Origin of the sequence: Enterococcus sp. 1001283B150225_161107_E12, assembly GCF_015556925.1 — a bacterium.
GTDB lineage: Bacteria > Bacillota > Bacilli > Lactobacillales > Enterococcaceae > Enterococcus_B > Enterococcus_B mundtii.
This window is the reverse complement of record NZ_JADNNI010000020.1, coordinates 35667-52996: the sequence shown is the minus strand read 5'-3', so window position 1 is coordinate 52996 and position 17330 is coordinate 35667. Positions and strand designations below refer to the sequence as shown.

At 38.3% G+C, this 17330-nt stretch carries 16 protein-coding genes and 1 pseudogene; 6 read left to right on the top strand and 11 right to left on the bottom strand.

All coding sequences use genetic code 11. The features are described from left to right. Positions 1-17: 17 nt before the first annotated feature. From I2F89_RS13405 to I2F89_RS13385, 5 genes are all read right to left on the bottom strand, one after another. Positions 18-620: a TVP38/TMEM64 family protein gene (locus I2F89_RS13405; RefSeq protein WP_010734362.1), complete on the bottom strand. Its 603-nt coding sequence runs from the start codon at positions 618-620 to the stop codon at positions 18-20. A 331-nt stretch (positions 621-951) separates the two neighbouring features. Next, on the bottom strand, positions 952-1581 hold the full coding sequence (gene udk, locus I2F89_RS13400) for a uridine kinase (protein WP_010734363.1): 630 nt from the start codon (positions 1579-1581) through the stop codon (positions 952-954). Positions 1582-1664: 83 nt separating this feature from the next. Further along, positions 1665-2360 carry a YjjG family noncanonical pyrimidine nucleotidase gene (locus I2F89_RS13395; protein ID WP_074799587.1) on the bottom strand — a complete coding sequence of 232 codons (696 nt, stop codon included), beginning with the start codon at positions 2358-2360 and terminating at the stop codon, positions 1665-1667. Then, positions 2357-2563 carry a hypothetical protein gene (locus I2F89_RS13390; protein WP_229078136.1) on the bottom strand — a complete coding sequence of 69 codons (207 nt, stop codon included), beginning with the start codon at positions 2561-2563 and terminating at the stop codon, positions 2357-2359. Before I2F89_RS13390 ends, I2F89_RS13395 begins: the two co-directional genes overlap by 4 nt. Before the next feature lie 71 nt (positions 2564-2634). Next, on the bottom strand, positions 2635-3351 hold the full coding sequence (locus tag I2F89_RS13385) for a 16S rRNA pseudouridine(516) synthase (protein ID WP_071866114.1): 717 nt from the start codon (positions 3349-3351) through the stop codon (positions 2635-2637). A 321-nt stretch (positions 3352-3672) separates the two neighbouring features. On the opposite strand from I2F89_RS13385, the gene I2F89_RS13380 reads away from it, so the two are divergent. The 3 genes from I2F89_RS13380 (at position 3673) to I2F89_RS13370 (ending at position 6527) form a co-directional block, all read left to right on the top strand. Next, positions 3673-4281, top strand: a complete 609-nt coding sequence (locus I2F89_RS13380; RefSeq protein ID WP_195514492.1) for a 50S ribosomal protein L25/general stress protein Ctc — start codon at positions 3673-3675, stop codon at positions 4279-4281. Between the two features lie 327 nt (positions 4282-4608). Beyond that, complete coding sequence (locus tag I2F89_RS13375; protein WP_071866112.1) at positions 4609-4932, top strand: DUF960 domain-containing protein; 324 nt, start codon at positions 4609-4611, stop codon at positions 4930-4932. Positions 4933-5150: 218 nt separating this feature from the next. After that, positions 5151-6527, top strand: a complete 1377-nt coding sequence (locus tag I2F89_RS13370; protein WP_010734370.1) for an MATE family efflux transporter — start codon at positions 5151-5153, stop codon at positions 6525-6527. A gap of 46 nt (positions 6528-6573) precedes the next feature. On the opposite strand, the gene I2F89_RS13365 is transcribed toward I2F89_RS13370, so the two are convergent. Further along, complete coding sequence (locus tag I2F89_RS13365) at positions 6574-7872, bottom strand: hemolysin family protein (protein ID WP_071866222.1); 1299 nt, start codon at positions 7870-7872, stop codon at positions 6574-6576. Positions 7873-8131: 259 nt separating this feature from the next. Between I2F89_RS13365 and pepG1 the strand changes: the two genes are divergently transcribed. Next, positions 8132-8275, top strand: a complete 144-nt coding sequence (pepG1, locus tag I2F89_RS13360; RefSeq protein WP_086335327.1) for a type I toxin-antitoxin system toxin PepG1 — start codon at positions 8132-8134, stop codon at positions 8273-8275. Positions 8276-8468: 193 nt separating this feature from the next. Next, positions 8469-8546 (top strand): annotated as a pseudogene (locus I2F89_RS13355) (putative holin-like toxin); the annotation flags it as partial. A gap of 137 nt (positions 8547-8683) precedes the next feature. Here the strand turns inward: I2F89_RS13355 and I2F89_RS13350 are convergent. The 4 genes from I2F89_RS13350 to rpsO form a co-directional block, all read right to left on the bottom strand. Then, positions 8684-10681: a KUP/HAK/KT family potassium transporter gene (locus tag I2F89_RS13350; RefSeq protein ID WP_115357113.1), complete on the bottom strand. Its 1998-nt coding sequence runs from the start codon at positions 10679-10681 to the stop codon at positions 8684-8686. 100 nt (positions 10682-10781) lie between these two features. Further along, positions 10782-11039, bottom strand: a complete 258-nt coding sequence (locus I2F89_RS13345; protein ID WP_065096493.1) for a GlsB/YeaQ/YmgE family stress response membrane protein — start codon at positions 11037-11039, stop codon at positions 10782-10784. Between the two features lie 176 nt (positions 11040-11215). Beyond that, positions 11216-13327, bottom strand: a complete 2112-nt coding sequence (gene pnp / locus I2F89_RS13340) for a polyribonucleotide nucleotidyltransferase (RefSeq protein ID WP_071866107.1) — start codon at positions 13325-13327, stop codon at positions 11216-11218. A 177-nt stretch (positions 13328-13504) separates the two neighbouring features. Beyond that, the gene (gene rpsO, locus I2F89_RS13335; protein ID WP_010734375.1) at positions 13505-13774 is read right to left on the bottom strand and encodes a 30S ribosomal protein S15; all 270 of its coding nucleotides are present in this window, start codon (positions 13772-13774) and stop codon (positions 13505-13507) included. A 242-nt stretch (positions 13775-14016) separates the two neighbouring features. Between rpsO and def the strand changes: the two genes are divergently transcribed. Continuing rightward, complete coding sequence (def, locus tag I2F89_RS13330) at positions 14017-14580, top strand: peptide deformylase (RefSeq protein WP_010734376.1); 564 nt, start codon at positions 14017-14019, stop codon at positions 14578-14580. A gap of 174 nt (positions 14581-14754) precedes the next feature. Here def and I2F89_RS13325 read toward each other — a convergent pair whose 3' ends face one another. Further along, positions 14755-17232, bottom strand: coding sequence for a hypothetical protein (locus I2F89_RS13325; RefSeq protein WP_195514491.1), 2478 nt, complete (start codon positions 17230-17232; stop codon positions 14755-14757). Positions 17233-17330: the final 98 nt, after the last annotated feature.

Sequence of the window (17330 nt, the reverse complement as noted above, 5' to 3'; positions counted from 1 at the left end):
CTCCCCCGTTCAATGAACTAAAAATGCCCTTGTGCCTGTTGGAATAAAAACAACATGATCATACTATATACAGCGACCGACCAAGGTTTTAAAAGAATAACGATTTGCATGTATTCTCTAAATGAAAGCTTCGTCAACCCAGCGACGAGACAAATCAAATCATCTGGCGCAAAAGGCAAAAGTAAAGTAACGATCAATACCTTTTTGATATTGTTTGTTTTTTCAATGACTAGCTGTTCAAATTTTTGAAATTTTTTTGGTGATAAGATAAAACGGACAAAACTCGTACCATAATAACGCACGAATAAAAAGCCGATTGCTTCACCAATAATCAAGCCAATACAACTATACAGCAACCCAAAGACATTTCCAAACATCAACATTCCTGCAACAGAAGAAATCCCTCCTGGCAGAATCGGAATGATCACTTGGATGATTTGGATAAGAATAAATAAAATGATCGCATAGCTCCCAAATTGTTGCATGAATTGTTGCAAAGAATCTGCCGATTGAAAGATGCCATGTCGATAGCCATACATGATCAATATGAAAAAAATACTTAATCCAACGAGTGGTGCGACTTGGATGGTTCTATGTACCCATGTTTTCTTCTCAGCCATACGCTTCTCCTACACTTTTCATTTTTCTATGTTTCATAAAAGAACAAGTAATGAACAACTACAAAATCGTCGTATGCAACTTCGTGCAACAGAAGCTTGATCCTCTTGTGCCTCCTAAGCCCGAATAAACAACGTGAAGAAGCTCCTTCAGAAATAAGCGTGAAATCCCAAAAATTTGAAGAAAAATTTTCGGTTTTTCACGCTTATTTCTCGGATTTGAGCACTTCTTTATGACTGATTACCCGCAGAAGTTACTTATAAAACGCCGTTTATTTGGTTTTAGAAGATAGGCATAACGACTACTTCAGTTCTAACACCTGTTCTTAACTTTTTACTGGTGATTCAAAAAACTAGCAACTTTCGTTGTGATCAAGTCGATAGCTACGTGATTTTCGCCACCTTCTGGAACGATAATATCAGCGTAACGTTTTGTTGGTTCAATAAACTGATGATACATCGGCTTAACGACTGTTAAATATTGTTCGATCACAGAATCTAAGGTACGGCCGCGCTCTTCCATGTCACGTTTGATGCGGCGAATGATCCGAATGTCATCGTCTGTATCTACATAGATCTTGATATCCATCAAATCACGTAAACGCTCGTCTTCTAAAATCAAGATACCTTCCAAAATAATCACTTCTTTTGGTTCTTGGATGATTGTTGCTTGACTTCTCGTATGGGCAACATAATCATAGACTGGTTTTTCAATGGCTTCATAGTTCAGTAGTTTTTCAACGTGCTGGATCAGCAGTTCATTATCAAAGGCAAAAGGATGATCGTAGTTTGTATTCAACCGTTCTTCAAAGCTAAGATGACTTTGATCTTTATAGTAAGAATCTTGTTCAAGCATCATGATGGAGTGGTCTGGAAAGTGACTAAAAATCCCTCGGCTGACGCTTGTCTTTCCGCTTCCCGATCCGCCCGTCACACCAATGATAATTGGCTTGCTTTTTGTCATTGACTAAAACCTCTTTCATATCCGTTTTTTCATTCTAATCTATTATAGCGAAAAAAAAGGAAAATGCACTATTTTTCTGAAAATTAATGAGGTGAGATTTCCAAGAGCGGGTAAAGTTCTTCTAAAGAATCAATCCGATAGGTTGGTTGGATCTCTGGTATTTCAGGCAACTTATTTTTATTGAACCAGATCGTATCGATCCCTGCTTCATTTCCACCTTTGATATCCGAAGTCAGTGAATCACCGATAATCACCGTTCGTTCTTTGTCCAACTCAGGAATATTAGCAAACACGTGATCAAAAAAAGCCTTCATTGGCTTTTGTGCGCCAATTGCTTCTGAAACAAAAATTTCTCGAAAATAATGGATCATCCGAGCATCTGTTAATCGTCGATGTTGGGTTTGAGAAACCCCATTCGTCACTATATAAAGTTCAGCTTCACTTGACACTGCTTCCAGTAATTCATGGCTTCCAGGAATCCAATGATGGCCCTGATTCAAATAATGTCGATAACGTTGATCCATTGCTTGGCTATCTACTGTCTTGCCGAACTGTTGGAACAACAGACCAAAGCGGTTGCCTGTCACTTCATCTCTTGTCATCTGCCCTTTTTCAAATTCTCGCCATAAATGATGATTCAATGCTTTATAACTTGTTCTGATCTCTGGTGTCAGTTCAATGCCTTGTTCCGCAAAGAGTTGGTGCAAGGCTTCTGCTTCTGTTTGTTGAAAATCTAATAACGTATCATCTACGTCGAATAATAATGTATGATATTTCATCTAATTCTCCTATTTCTTCTATATTTAATGTTTCGTTTATTTGCATTTTCGTGGGTTGTTAGGTTGTTAGCAGTGATTACGATAGATGGATTTACTCTTAATGAATCTAAAATGATTTCGACGTCAGTAGCTAAATTCTTATTGATATTCACTTGAACTTTCTTTTTTTCGTTAATTTTGTCTTTTCCTTCGATTCCAGACATAGAACATCACCTCTTACTCCTATTAGGAGTGTAATACAAATCCATCGAATGAAATACCCAATTCACTTTTATTATTTAAAATATTTTTTTAGTTTTTTTAGTTCGTCTAACGTCAATGAACGATATGAACCTTCAGCTAAATGTGGATCTAACTGTAATGGACCCATGCTGATGCGTTGTAATGCTGTCACTTTTTTCCCACAAGCCAAAAACATTTTTTTCACTTGGTGGAATTTTCCTTCTTGGATCGTCAGGCGTACGATACTTTGACCTTGTTGGATATCCAAGACTTCTAGATGGGCTGGCAAACACTGATAGCCACTATCAAAGATGATCCCTTTTTCAAAAGCAACTTGATCAGCTTCTGTCACTTGTTCATTGACAACTGCTACGTATGTTTTCTTCACTTTCTTCTCAGGCAGTAACATTTCATAGCCTAATTGTCCATTTGAAGTGATTAGCGATAACCCTGTTGTATCACGATCTAATCGCCCCACTGGATACAAAGGCTGGGTGCGGTCGGCTGAAGCCAACAAATCGATAACGGTCGTTTTGTGAACGTCTGTCACCGCTGTTACAGCTTTTTTGGGTTTATTCAGCATAAAGTATACTTCATTTGTATGTAGATTTACGCCATCCACTTCGATACAGTGGAGCAAACTATCCACATTACGATTCTGTTTCTGTTCCACTTTACCATCGATACGTACAAGTTTCATCGCAAAAAGTCGTTTCATCTCTTTACGTGATGTTTCTAATTCTTTTTCTATTAATTTATCTAACCGCATAACTGCTTCCTTTCCTAGCTACATACGCATTATAACCTGAATCGTACATCATGCAAAATGGAAACGTTAAGTTGTTTCCTTGACTTACTTAGAAATTCGCGTTACGGTTGAAGAGTAAAGTGAATTGGATTTCTCATACACAGCGTAATGACCTGGTGGAGAAAAGTTGAATCCTGACTTTTTAAGGGCAGATGCGCGCATCTGTCTTTTTGCGTTTTTTCGCGCTACCTGATAATGTGCAAGAGACCATGTGACATTCACTTAAATAAAATCTGTCTGACACCAAAGCAGACAGTCACATTTTAAGGAGGAATTTTGGTTATGTCAGTATCATTAGAAGTAAGTAAAAGAGAAGTACGTCCCCGTTCATTGAGAAACAAATTGCGTCATGAAGGAAAAGTTCCTGCAATCGTTTATGGCTACAATGTAGAAAGCACGCCAATTTCATTTGATCGTGCGACATTTAGTAAAGTATTGCGTGAGAATGCCGCAAACACAGTTATCACAATGAATATTGAAGGAAAAAAAGTCAACACACTTGTTCATAAAGTCCAATCAAACACATTTACCAACCAATTAGAACACGTGGAGTTCCTATCTGTTAATATGACAGAAGAAACAGAAGTCGAAACAGAAATTGTCCTTGTTGGCGAATCTACTGGTGTGAAATCTGGTGGTGTATTGGCTCAAAACCTATATACTGTGATTGTTTCTGCTACGCCAGATCAATTACCAGAAAACATCGAAGTGGATATCACTGATTTAGCATTAGGTGATTCGATCACTGTAGCGGATCTACCAAAAAATGACGCATACACGATCATTACTGATGGAGAAGAACAAATCGCCGCAGTTGTTGCACCAACAGAAGAAGAAGAATCAACTGGTGAAGCAGCACAACCAGAAGTGATTGGTTCAACTGAAGAATAAACGTCTTTTGATCAACGAAGCAGTGACTTGTGTCATTGCTTCGTTTTTTTTAATTCCCACTTAAAAATAAATTGTTTTAAGAATGGTATATTCCTATTATCAACCCTTATTTGTTTTTTTGATAAGCGCAAAAACCCTTATATAGTAAGGTTTCTTGAAGTCCTCTTAAAAGTTTCTTATACTTTGAAAAAAAGTATGCAAATATTGTTGCATTTTGTATAAATGTTTATTAGAATGAACCAACGTTAAAAAAGTATAACTCGTTTATCCTGATAATAATATGTTGTTCTCGTCATTTCGGTTTTTTAGACAAAGGAGGCTAAGCCGATGTTTGAAAGTTTTGATAATAGCCGTAATCGATACGCATCACTAGGTGTGGTATCAAGTTTACCAGATGAACTGATCGATAGTATCTGGTTCGTTATTGATTTAGACCTTAAGGGTGTTATTCCATTAGATAATATTTTAGCTTTTGATTTAATCAACAATCATGGGAAAGTAACCTTGCATTTTTCTCAAGCAGGCAGTACCGTCGAGATGGGGATCGATTTACCATTCCCTTATTCTCCACAGTATCCGGCGCAAGTATTTGCCTATGATGATGGGACCAGAGAAACCATTCTTCTCCCAAGTGAAATTAAACAATACTAAAAAAAACCCTTTGTTTTGCACGATAGCCAAGTAAGTTGACTCTTTGATTTTCATCGCAGACTCACTTCTTGGCTACTTTTATGATGATCTTCTCTGAAAATTTTCAGAAAACATAAAGCATTTTAGCTATTTATTTATCATCAGATTCTAATTGGTATTCCAAGGGTAAACACTATATACTACTAACTAAATTTTAAAAGAAATAAGGAGTTTACAAGATGCGCGATTTAACAAAAGGAAGCCCAGCCAAACTGATTTTGCTATTTACTGTCCCTTTATTGATAGGCAATGTTTTTCAGCAGTTTTACAACATGGTCGATATGATCATCGTTGGGCAGACATTAGGGAAAAACTCACTAGCGGCTGTAGGAGCTACCGGTGGATTAACTTTCTTGATTATTGGCTTTGCTCAAGGTCTAACCGCTGGTTTAGCCATTATTACAGCACAACGATATGGTGCGAAAGACTTCCGTGGGTTGAAAAAAAGTTTTGCTACAAGTGTCATGATTAGTGTCATTGTTACTGTGATTTTAACTGTCCTTAGCTTAGTATTTATTCGTCCGATGCTCCAGTTGATGCAAACACCTGCAGATATCATTGATGAAGCACAAACATTCATCGTGATCATCCTATGGGGAATCTTTGCTGCCGTCAGCTTCAATTTATTGTCAAATGTTATTCGCGCACTTGGTGATAGTCGAACGCCTTTACTCTTTTTGATCGTTGCGGTAATTATCAACGTTGTCTTGGATTTGATCTTTATTATCAACTTCGGTATGGGAGTAGAAGGTGCTGCTATTGCAACAGTGATTGCGCAAATTGCTTCTAGTCTATTATGTATCGTCTATATCAAGAAAAAGATTCCAATGCTTCAATTACGTAAAAAAGATTTTTCGTTCGATAAACAAGAGATCCGTACGCATTTGAATGTTGCTTTACCAATGGCTTTCCAATCTTCGATCATTGCGATTGGTGCAATCGTCTTGCAATCTGCATTAAACAGCTTAGGTACAGATGTCGTAGCTGCTCAAGCCGCAGCTGGTCGAATCGATCAATTTGCTGTTCAACCTATGATGTCCTTTGGGATTGCGATGGCGACTTTTGCAGCACAAAACTATGGAGCGAAACAATATGGGCGTATCTTAAAAGGCGTTCGTCAAACATTAGTGATGAGTATCGGCTTTAGTTTCTTAGCCGGAGCAATTGTCATTTTCCTTGGTCGACCATTGGTGAGCTTGTTTGTCAGCCCAAATGAAACTGTCGTTTTTGATTTGGCACAAACGTATTTCAACATCAACGGCTCCCTTTACTGGATCTTAGCTATCCTATTTATCTTACGTTACACATTACAAGGACTTGGTCAAAGTAAAGTACCGACGATTGCAGGGATGATGGAACTGATCATGCGTTCTTTCGCTGCAATCATTCTGACTGGAATCTGGGGCTATCCAGGTGCTGCTCTTGCTTCACCACTCGCTTGGGCTGGTTCTGTCATTGTCTTGCTTTACTCTTATATCCGCGCTGTGAAACATTTGAAACAGCTAGACGCCGAACAACAGCAATTTTCAATTGAAGATGCTGAAATCAGTTATTAGATTAAAAAAAGTGTTCCTCCTATACTACGGGAAGAACACTTTTTTTCTATGGATTCGTTGGTAAAATCACCAAGTTGAAATAGTCGATATGTGCATGATCATATTCCAAAACTGTAAATTTGAATTGTCCAATCGTAATCACTGTACCTGGTTCGATCTCTTTTTGATAGCTTGACATAAAGCCAGCCAGAGTGATAAAATTCGTTTCTTCAAATTCTGGAACATCCTCATTGAAGTAGCGCTCAAAATCATCAAGTGTCAATTTACCTGAAACAATATAGCTGCCATCTGCTTGTTTCGCAATCAATGCTTGGTCCACATCTGTTTCATCTCGAATCTCACCGACGATCTCTTCTAAAATATCCTCGATCGTGACAAGTCCACTTGTCCCACCATATTCATCCTTTAAGATCGCTATATGTTTTCCTTTTCTTCGCATGATCGTCAATAGTTTTTTGATGGGGATAGTTTCTGCTGTCACGATTGGTTCTTCAATCAGAGACTCCACCGTTATCTGGTCATCTTCTAAAGATTGTTTGATCAACGCAGGTAATGTCACGTATCCTAACACATTATCTTTGGATTCCAGTATGACAGGATATCTCGTATGCCCACGTTCAATCGATTCCTTGATGGCTTGTTTGACTGTATCTGACGCATCAAATACTTGCATCGATGTCCGATCTACTTGAATGTCTTTTGCCAGTGTGTCATCAAATTCAAAGACATTTTCTAAGTACTGGTATTCATCCTTTGTCAACTCACCTTGCTGGTAAGAATTGAGGGCAACTAAAGTCAATTCTTCTTGCGAGAGTGTTTCTTCACCTTCTGATACTAGTTTCACGCCTAGCAATTTACCTAAGCTTGCTGCCGAATGATTCAATACCCAGATGAAAGGAAACATCGCCAGATAAAAATAATGCAAGGGTCTGACTACGAATAACACAACTTGTTCCGTATTGACGATACTATAACTTTTCGGCAAAAGTTCCCCCACCACAACGTCGACATACGTCACCAGAATGAACCCTAATGCGACAGAGATCGTTGCACTTATTCCCCGTCCGATCGGAAGCTGACCGATCCAAGGTTCCAACAATGCTGCCACAGAACCTTCACCAACCCAACCAATGATCAAGCCTGTCAATGTGATACCCAACTGACTTGCAGATAAATAATCGTCTAAATGATGGGTCACATGCAGCGCTAGTTTGGCGTTCTTCACGTCGTCTTTTTCCAATTGCTCTAAACGGGAACGTCTGATTTTTACCAAAGCAAATTCACTCGCAACAAAAAAAGCAGTGATTGCTATCATAAAAAATAATATGACAAAATTTAATACCATTTGTTTCGCCTCACTTTTCATTTCAATTGTACAACTTTTCATAAAAAGAGTATAACTAGGAGGCTTTTGATTTCTGCTTCTCCCACGAGATCACTTTAAATAATGGGAGGATTTATTCACTTGTATCACTAGCATTCAACAGCTATTCAATAACAAGAAAATTTATAAATTAAGGTTTAAAATGTGCGCATGTGCTATGCTATTACGTGACAGTACAGTTTAATGACGGTGGCTATCCTTCGAAAGCGAGGTGGTGCGTATGCACATACTTTCTAAATCTTACGAAAGGAGACGCCTTTTGTCGGCACTCGATACAATCCAATTGATGCTCAGCTTTGGTATGTTCACCATCGCCCTGATCACGTTGGTTGTAGCATTGCTTAGAGACGACAAAAAGAAATAACCGTCCTCGGCTTAGGACGGTTATTTTTATAACAATTAACTAAACCTATGCCGCTGTTTTTTAAACAACGCTGTCAAAGGGGAGTTGTTGATGCAACTCCTCTTTTCGTATTTAGTATAGCATACTATCTACATGCTTACTAGATTAAGTTCTAGGGAAGATCCTCTGTCAGTTGGGCATTTAGTCTAAATTGATGCTCAGCTTTGGTATGTTTACTATCGCTCTGATTACGTTGGTTGTAGCATTGCTTAGCGACGACAAAAAGAAATAACCGTCCTCGGCTAAGGACGGTTATTTTGTAAAAAATAAGTTGAAATATGCCGCTGTTAATTAAGCGGTACTGTCAAAGGGGAGTTGTTATCGCAACTCCTCTTTCCAGTTTTAGTATAGCATAAACTAATTCTTTATCTACTTACTTTTTCGTTCTTTCAACCACGTTTTTCTTGTTCCACCAATCAGCAAAGGTACTGTTTCATGTTTGACTTCACTGTATTCTAAACCAAACCATGTTTCTGGCGTCGTAGCGATTTTCTTGATGGCAAGTTTGGCTTGCATGATTTGTCGTTCCCATTTTCCAAGAGTTGTTACATTGGAAACTACTTCGTCGATCAAGATGAATTGGAAATCGCCGACTTCTCTTCCTGGAGTCAATGAATACGTCTGTGGTTGTTTTGGTAGACGTCCTTGTTTCATTAAATCGTGGATGATTTGTCGAACGTAGACATTGATTTCTTGTTGTACGCGGAATCCTAAGAACAGGTTCACTTGAACAACGAAGTCGGTTCCCATCATATCCACTTGATATTCTTTCGTATAGGGTTCATCGGTTACTTCTACGTGGACAAACCAATAGACCTTCGCCCGCTTTGGTCGTTTATCTAAAATGGAATACACGAACTGACGACCAACCTTCCCATCTGCCATATCTGGCACTAAGAAAACTACATTCGTTTGATACATTGGTAAGGATTTGTCCTCTTTCAATGCTTGAAGTTGTGGAATATATTCTTTTAATGCCACTTCTTCTGCGACCGATTCACGAATGATATTTCCTTGTTCCCAAACAAACATGACTGCTAGAATGACTAAAGCAATCAACACAGCGACAAAACCGCCATGGAAGAACTTCACGATACTTGAAATAAAGAAGACGACTTCGATTGCCCCAAAGAAAAAGGTAATTGTATGAGCTAACCACTTCGGATAGCCAGTTTGGAGCAAATAGAAATAAAGTAAGGCAGTCGTCATCAACATCGTTACGGTAATGGACAACCCGTACGCAGCTTCCATATGGTGTGAGGTTCTAAAGGTAACAACAACCAGTGAACAAGCAATCCATAGAATCAAATTTACTGCTGGAATATACATTTGCCCGATACTGCTTCCGGGATACATGATTTTCAACCGAGGCAATAATTTCAATTTGATTGCTTCTGAAACTAGAGTAAATGACCCAGTAATTAACGCTTGCGAAGCGATAACAGCCGCAATCGTTGCAAATATGACCCCAATGACGGTAAAACTAGCCGGCATCATTTTGAAAAATGGATTCAAGTTTTCGATCGCTTGGGTTTCTGGATTTTGATAGACATTCAACAGCCATGCTGCCTGCCCAAAATAATTCAATACCAAACATACTTTAACGTATGGCCAGCTTAAACGAATGTTTCGTTTTCCGACATGTCCTAAGTCAGAATAAAGCGCCTCTGCCCCAGTAGTAGCCAGAAAGATATTTCCTAGAATAAATAGACCTAGCTTATTATCAGGACTAAATAGCAACTGGATCGCATAATAAGGATTTAAGGCACGGATCACTGTCCAGTCTTGACTGAAATTAAACAAGCCCATCGCGCCTAAAAAGGTGAACCATAAAAACATAATCGGTCCAAATGCTTTCCCGACAACTTCTGTACCGAATCGTTGGACCATGAATAAAACAAAAATAATAACTAAAGTAATAATGACGATGATGTTCTGGTCATTGCCGAAACGGTCAAAGAATTGTGGAATCCCACGCAATCCTTCAATAGCGGTCGTAACCGTTACAGCGGGGGTCAGTACCCCATCTGCTAATAATGCTGCGCCACCGATCATTGCAGGTATGATCAGATATTTACCGCCTTTTCTAACCAAAGTATATAAAGAAAAAATCCCACCTTCCCCATGGTTATCTGCATTTAAAGCAATCACGACATATTTGATCGTCGTTAATAATGTCAAAGTCCAAAAAATCAAGGAGACTGCTCCGATAACAAAATCTGGGTTGATCCCCCGCAAGCCGCCATTGTCTTCTACGATTGCTTTCATTACATAAAGCGGACTGGTACCGATATCTCCATAAACAACCCCCATGGCGACTAATAACCCAGCCATCGAGATTTTTTTTGTGTTATGCTTTGTTGTCACTGTTCCCCCTCATTTCTCCAATCCTATGATTGACCTAAATTCCACCTAATTATCCAAGTATTCAACGTCGGTGTCAATAAATCAGCTAAAAATAACCGATTCATCGACGTCTTCTTAAATAATCGGCTGTAAAGGAGTAAAGAGCCAAACAAACGAGTGCCCCGATCAATGATGGGATAAGATAAAAGCCACTGATTGATGGACCTAGATCGCCTAACACAAATTCACCTAACCAACTTCCAAAGAAACCAATGATAATATTTCCAGTGACGCCCCCTGGAACATCTTCATTAAGAACAGCTCCAGCAACGAATCCTAATACGCCACCTACAATCAATGAGAATAAAAAATGGATCATTTCCATTCCTCCTTTTGCACTTTAAATAACTAAGTGTTTATTAAGAAAATATAAATTGACCCTTTATGCGTTTTACTTTAACGATTTTAAAAAAATAAGCGTACTACTTTTGAAAATATAAAATTATTTTCGTAGTAGTACGCTTATTAAAAAACTTTTATCTTAAAACGATGGAATTACTTCTTGTCCTCTTCGTTCAACATTGCTTTTCTTGAAAGATTCACACGACCTTGTTTGTCGATCTCTGTCACTTTCACCAACACTTCATCGCCTAGTTTCACAACGTCTTCTACATTGTTCACACGTTCATTCGCTAATTGAGAGATATGGACTAAGCCGTCTTTCCCTTTGATCAAGTTGACAAATGCACCGAATTTTTCGATACGAACAACTTTACCAAGGTAGACTTCGCCAACTTTGACTTCTTTTGTCAAGTCTTCGATGATCTTGATTGCTTTTTGGATCATTTCTTTATCAGAAGAAGCAATACTTACTTTACCGTCTTGATCGATATCGATCTTCACGCCTGTTTCATCAATGATTCCATTGATCGTATCGCCACCTTTACCGATGACATCCTTGATTTTCGTAGGATCGATTTGGATCATTTCGATTTTAGGTGCATATTGGCTAAGCTCTTCACGTGGTGTAGCGATCGTTGAAGTCAATTCTTCTAAGATTTCCATACGTGCTTGTTTTGCTTGTGCCAGTGCTTCTTTTAAGATTTGTTCCGTGATACCTTGGATCTTGATATCCATTTGTAGTGCTGTGATTCCATCTTTTGTTCCGGCAACTTTGAAGTCCATGTCGCCTAAATGGTCTTCTAGACCTTGGATGTCTGTTAAAATCGTGTAGTTTTCACCATCAGATACTAATCCCATAGCAATACCAGCAACAGGTGCTTTGATTGGCACACCTGCGTCCATCAATGCTAAGGTACCTGCACAGATACTTGCTTGAGAAGATGAACCATTCGATTCAAGCACTTCTGCCACTAGACGGATCGTGTAAGGAAACTCTTCTTCTGAAGGGATCACTTGTGCTAATGCACGTTCACCTAATGCACCATGACCGATTTCACGACGACCTGGTGAACCGGCACGACCAGTTGAACCCACAGAAAATTGTGGGAAATTGTAATGGTGGATGAATCGTTTGCTGACTTCTACACCTAAGCCATCAATGATTTGGTGTTCCCCTAAAGGTGCCAATGTACATGATGATAGTGCTTGAGTTTGTCCACGAGTAAATAATCCAGAACCATGAACACGTGGCAACAAGCCAACTTCTGATGCTAAAGGACGGATCTCATCTAATTTACGACCATCAGGACGGATTTTGTCAATCGTGATCAACTCACGAACGACGTCTTTTTCAAGATCTTCCGTAATTTGTTTCACTTCTTTTAGTAATTGCGCTTCCTCTTCATGACCCGCAAATTTCTCTGCATAAGCTTCGCGAATATCGATTTTCACTTGGTCGATATTATCTTCACGAGCTAATTTTTCTTCTGTCATGACCGCTTCTTTCATCGTGCCATATGATGCATCAAAAATTTCTTTTTTCAAGTCAGCATCGACTTGTAATAAAGAAACTTCCATTTTTTCTTTGCCGACAGCTTGAACGATTTCTTCTTGGAATGCGACTAATTCTTTGATTGCGTCAAATCCAAATAATAATGCACCCAGCATATCTTCTTCAGAAACTTCTTTTGCGCCACTTTCAACCATGTTGATTGCTTGTTTTGTACCAGCTACGCTTAATTCGATATCGGTAGTCTCTGCTTGTTCAACTGTTGGGTTCAAGATGTACTCGCCATTGACACGGCCAACTTCAACACCTGCGATTGGTCCATCGAATGGGATATCTGAAATCGATAAAGCTAGTGAAGAACCTAACATTGCTGCCATTGCGGGAGAACAATCTGTTTCCACACTCATCACGATATTTGTGACTTGGACTTCATTACGGAAACCTTCCGCAAACATTGGACGGATCGGACGGTCGATCAAACGAGCAGTCAAGGTTGCTTCCGTACTTGGACGACCTTCACGTTTGATAAATCCTCCTGGGATCTTACCAGCTGCATACATTTTTTCTTCATAATTGATCGTCAATGGGAAGAAATCTGTATCTTTGGCTTCTTTTGAAGCAACTGCCGCACTTAATACGACCGTATCCCCATAACGAACTAATACTGCTCCATTGGCTTGTTTGGCTAATTGGCCAACTTCGATCTCTAAGGGACGTCCGCCCCATGTCGTTTTAAAAACTTGTTTTTCTGACATAAATACTCCTTTTCCTTCTCGTGAACGCTAGACGCTACTAAACAAATGAAAACCGCGAAAGCGATCTTTTGCACCTTTCATTTGGTTAGTAGGAGTCCATCGAGCTGATTCACAGAAATGTTTGATAGTTTAAAGTAAAAAAGTGAGATTCACGCGAACCCCACTTTCTGTTAAAAATTAACGGCGTAAGCCTAGACGTTGGATCAATTCACGGTAACGTTGAACGTCAGTTTTACGTAAGTAAGCTAACAAGTTACGACGATGACCAACTTTTTTCATCAAACCACGGTATGAATGATGATCTTTTTTGTGAACACGTGCATGTTCGTTCAAGTGGTTGATTTCTTCAGTTAATACAGCGATTTGTACTTCTGGAGAACCAGTATCTCCTTCATGACGTGCGTAATCTTTGATGATTTCGTTTTTGCGTTCTTTTGAAATTGCCATTTCTTTCACCTCGTTTAATTATTCCCCTGTGACTGAGTAAAACGTTGGTGATTCGTTTAACCAAGTAACAGGACATATGCTTTAAACATACAGCTATACTTTACCTGAATCTTCCTAATAAATCAAGTGTAGAATCCTTAAGAAAATCTAGTTGATTAAACAATCAGGCTACTACTTTTTCAAATTTATGGTAAACTATTAACCGAAAAGAGAGTGTTTGATAAGAAAGGGGTACATATTCCATGATCACAATGGATGACATTATTCGAGAAGGCAATCCAACATTACGTGAAGTAGCGCAAGAAGTCGCTCTTCCACTCAGTGAGGAAGATCTCTTATTAGGAGAAGAAATGTTGGAATTTCTTAAAAATAGCCAAGATCCAATCAAAGCAGAAGAATTAAATTTACGTGGTGGTGTCGGCCTAGCTGCGCCTCAGCTTGATATTTCAAAACGGATCATTGCGGTCCACGTACCAAATCCAGATCCAGAAATCACAGAACCGACGTTGAGTACGGTCATGTATAATCCAAAAATCCTGAGCCATTCCGTCCAGAATGCTTGCTTAGGCGAAGGTGAAGGCTGTTTATCTGTCGATCGTGAAGTCCCTGGGTATGTTGTGCGCCATGCAAAAATCACGCTTTCGTATTATGACAAAAACGGTGAGAAACAAAAAATCCGTTTAAAAAATTATGAATCCATCGTAGTACAACATGAAATCGACCATATCAATGGCGTAATGTTCTATGACCATATCAATGATCAAAATCCTTTTGCCTTAAAAGAAGGCGTCTTGGTAATTGAGTAATCATGGATAATCACAAAAATGAACAGAGAGTAGCAGCTTCATCTGCTTTCCTCTGTTCATTTTTTCTACAGTAAAAACTCATCTTGATCTTGTTCCAACATTTTTATAGAAGTTGATAACAATAAATGATTGTTTCTTGTACGAAACACTCTTTACTCTTCTCTTAAAGATAACTCAACGTTCCGTCAATGTTTTTTGCTGGTGTTTTGTTGTCTGATGCATTCCGAGATTCTGTCCAAATTTTGTTGATCGAAAACCAGTTAACAATTTAGTCATCGTAACTTTTTCTGTATTGGTTGGTTTGGTAGTCACATTTTCTACTGGAGTGTTTTTCCCTTTTTCAAATACATTATTGAACCGAGACACAACACTACTAAAGCAATGGGTCTTATTTCTAGCGTTCTCACTAGTATTCGTACTTCGATCATTCATTCCTGCAATTCTTGTGTGATACGAGTGACCTTTTCTTTGAATTAATTGATCGGTTGCTTGATCAACCAATCGTTTTATTGCTTTGTGTGGTGGATCTAGTTCCATTTCCACTCCTGTATTGGATGCTGTCCTTCTAAATAGAGCACTTACATTTTTACACAACTTAAGCTCATCCAAAGAGGCATTTATAACAGCTTCCTTGTTTTTTGAAGTTTCTTTACCAGATAAACATCTTTTGACACTAGCCAATTCATTTATCTTTTCATTTGCATTCATTGAGGCTACTATAACTTGGCCTTCTTTTACTACCGTGCTTAAGTGGGTAACGACACTCTTGAAATCTTTAAGGTTATCAGTGACTACTACCTTAGCTTTTTGTGGTTCGATCTTATCTAGCGAAGTAAATGTTCGTTCAAATCTCTTTGCCTGTTCATTTAACGGTGGAAGCACATCTATGGTTGCTTTTTGAGTTGCCGCTGTATGTGAATCCTCTATAGGAAAGGGTTCATTTTTGATAACTGATTTTGGTACACGATTTGCCCATAATTCTGGATCACGCTCCCATGGTGCCACTACTCTTTGCTCATTTTCCCAAAAAACAAATCTACCTTGTAGTTGATTTCTTTGAAGATACAAGACTCGCAGCGCATGATCGAACACATCATTTCTAAAACTGTCAATTGTTTGATCCATTTGATGGCGAAGCGAATCTAATGGTACCCATAGCTCAACATCTTCTCTTTTTTTAACAGCTTCAATCAGGATCAATTCAGAACGGTGGATCAAGGGGTTTTGGCTCCCCGCATCTGCAATCTCTTCAAAGTCTTGATTAGTATATTCTATTGTTTGTGTACACTCTTGCCTCTCTCCCAGTGATTGCATTGGATAAACAGCGTTTGTGTTCAAATCTATGCTATCTCTTATTACTTGAATGATTTCATTAAGTAGAGGATTGTTCTGTATTGCTCTTTCTAAATTCTTGGAATTAATTGAACGTTTTCTTAAGGCGTGAAAAATCAATTCTATGTAAACTTTCGAATCATGGGGTATCTTTTTTTGTCTAGGATCTAAATGATCCAATTTTTCCATTAAGCCTTTTCTATCCTGTTCGTCACCAAAAATCAATACATGTTTTAACTTCTCGACATTTTTTTCTATTGGAAAAATCGTCTCCGGTTGATAATGAATAGATGCAGGGTTGCTCAAGTTCTGCTCCAACCTTATTTCTTTCCTTTTTTCTTTTAATACTTTTCGTCGGTGTAATTCCTCCGTTACTTCATGCTCTTTCTTTTCTAAGCTAGATAACATTCGCTGGATCATTTCCTTAGCTATTGTAACTTGTATAAATGGTAAACGACCATTTATTGTATCGGTTATGGACTTTTGCTGATAGAGATATTCTTTTAAATCACCAGAAGAAATTTCTGCAAGCTTACTTGTGGTATGAATACCTAGTGATTGAATGATATTGCTGGATTTTTCTTGGATCAAGTTTTCATCTATAGTTGGAAGTTGGCCAGGATGATTGAATATTGCTGAAATATATGGATCTTCCTTAAAAAGAAACTGGATTTGTAGATGCCATCGACGTTTTTTTGTATCAATATTTTTTAAAAACTCACTTTTAAGTTGGCCTTTTTTATATAAATAATAAATAAAGATATAATCGAGCTGCCGATTCCAATCTGGATTCTTTTCTTTCAAAGCACTAAGAAATCTATTGTGCATTTCCAAAGACGGTTCAGCATGTTTTGAATGCCATTTAGGTGTCACTTGATTATTCATCTCTAAAGAAAAGATATCTTTCCTACAATTGAATAAAATTGTTTTTAGCGAAGCATCAACTTCGCTAACTGAACAATTCCCACTCTTTTGTTCTTTCATCGTGATGGCTGGTATACCGATTGATTCGTTTTGGATTGAAAGAGTTGCTAACCTTCTCAATATAAAATATGGTTTGCGAACTTCATGAAATCGCTCTTTAAGAAACAGTTCACTTAGTTCCAAAATTTTTGTTGGCGGAATCTCAAAATAAGAAACCGTGTGATCATCGAAATTTTTTTCTTTATCCACCTTCATAATTATAAAAGAATCATTTTTTTTATAGACTGTTAATCCACATGTATGAGGTGATACTGCCCCATACTCTCCTGGATAAAATGAAGAGGGAATAAGCATGAAATCTGTTGGATCATCATTTCTCAGTTTTTCAAAGATCATTTGCACTTGTTCTTTTTTCTCAAAATCATAAAAATCTTTTGTTCGCTTTAGCGATTCCATGATATTTTCTTTTCGTTCCTTTTCAATAAAAAAATTGT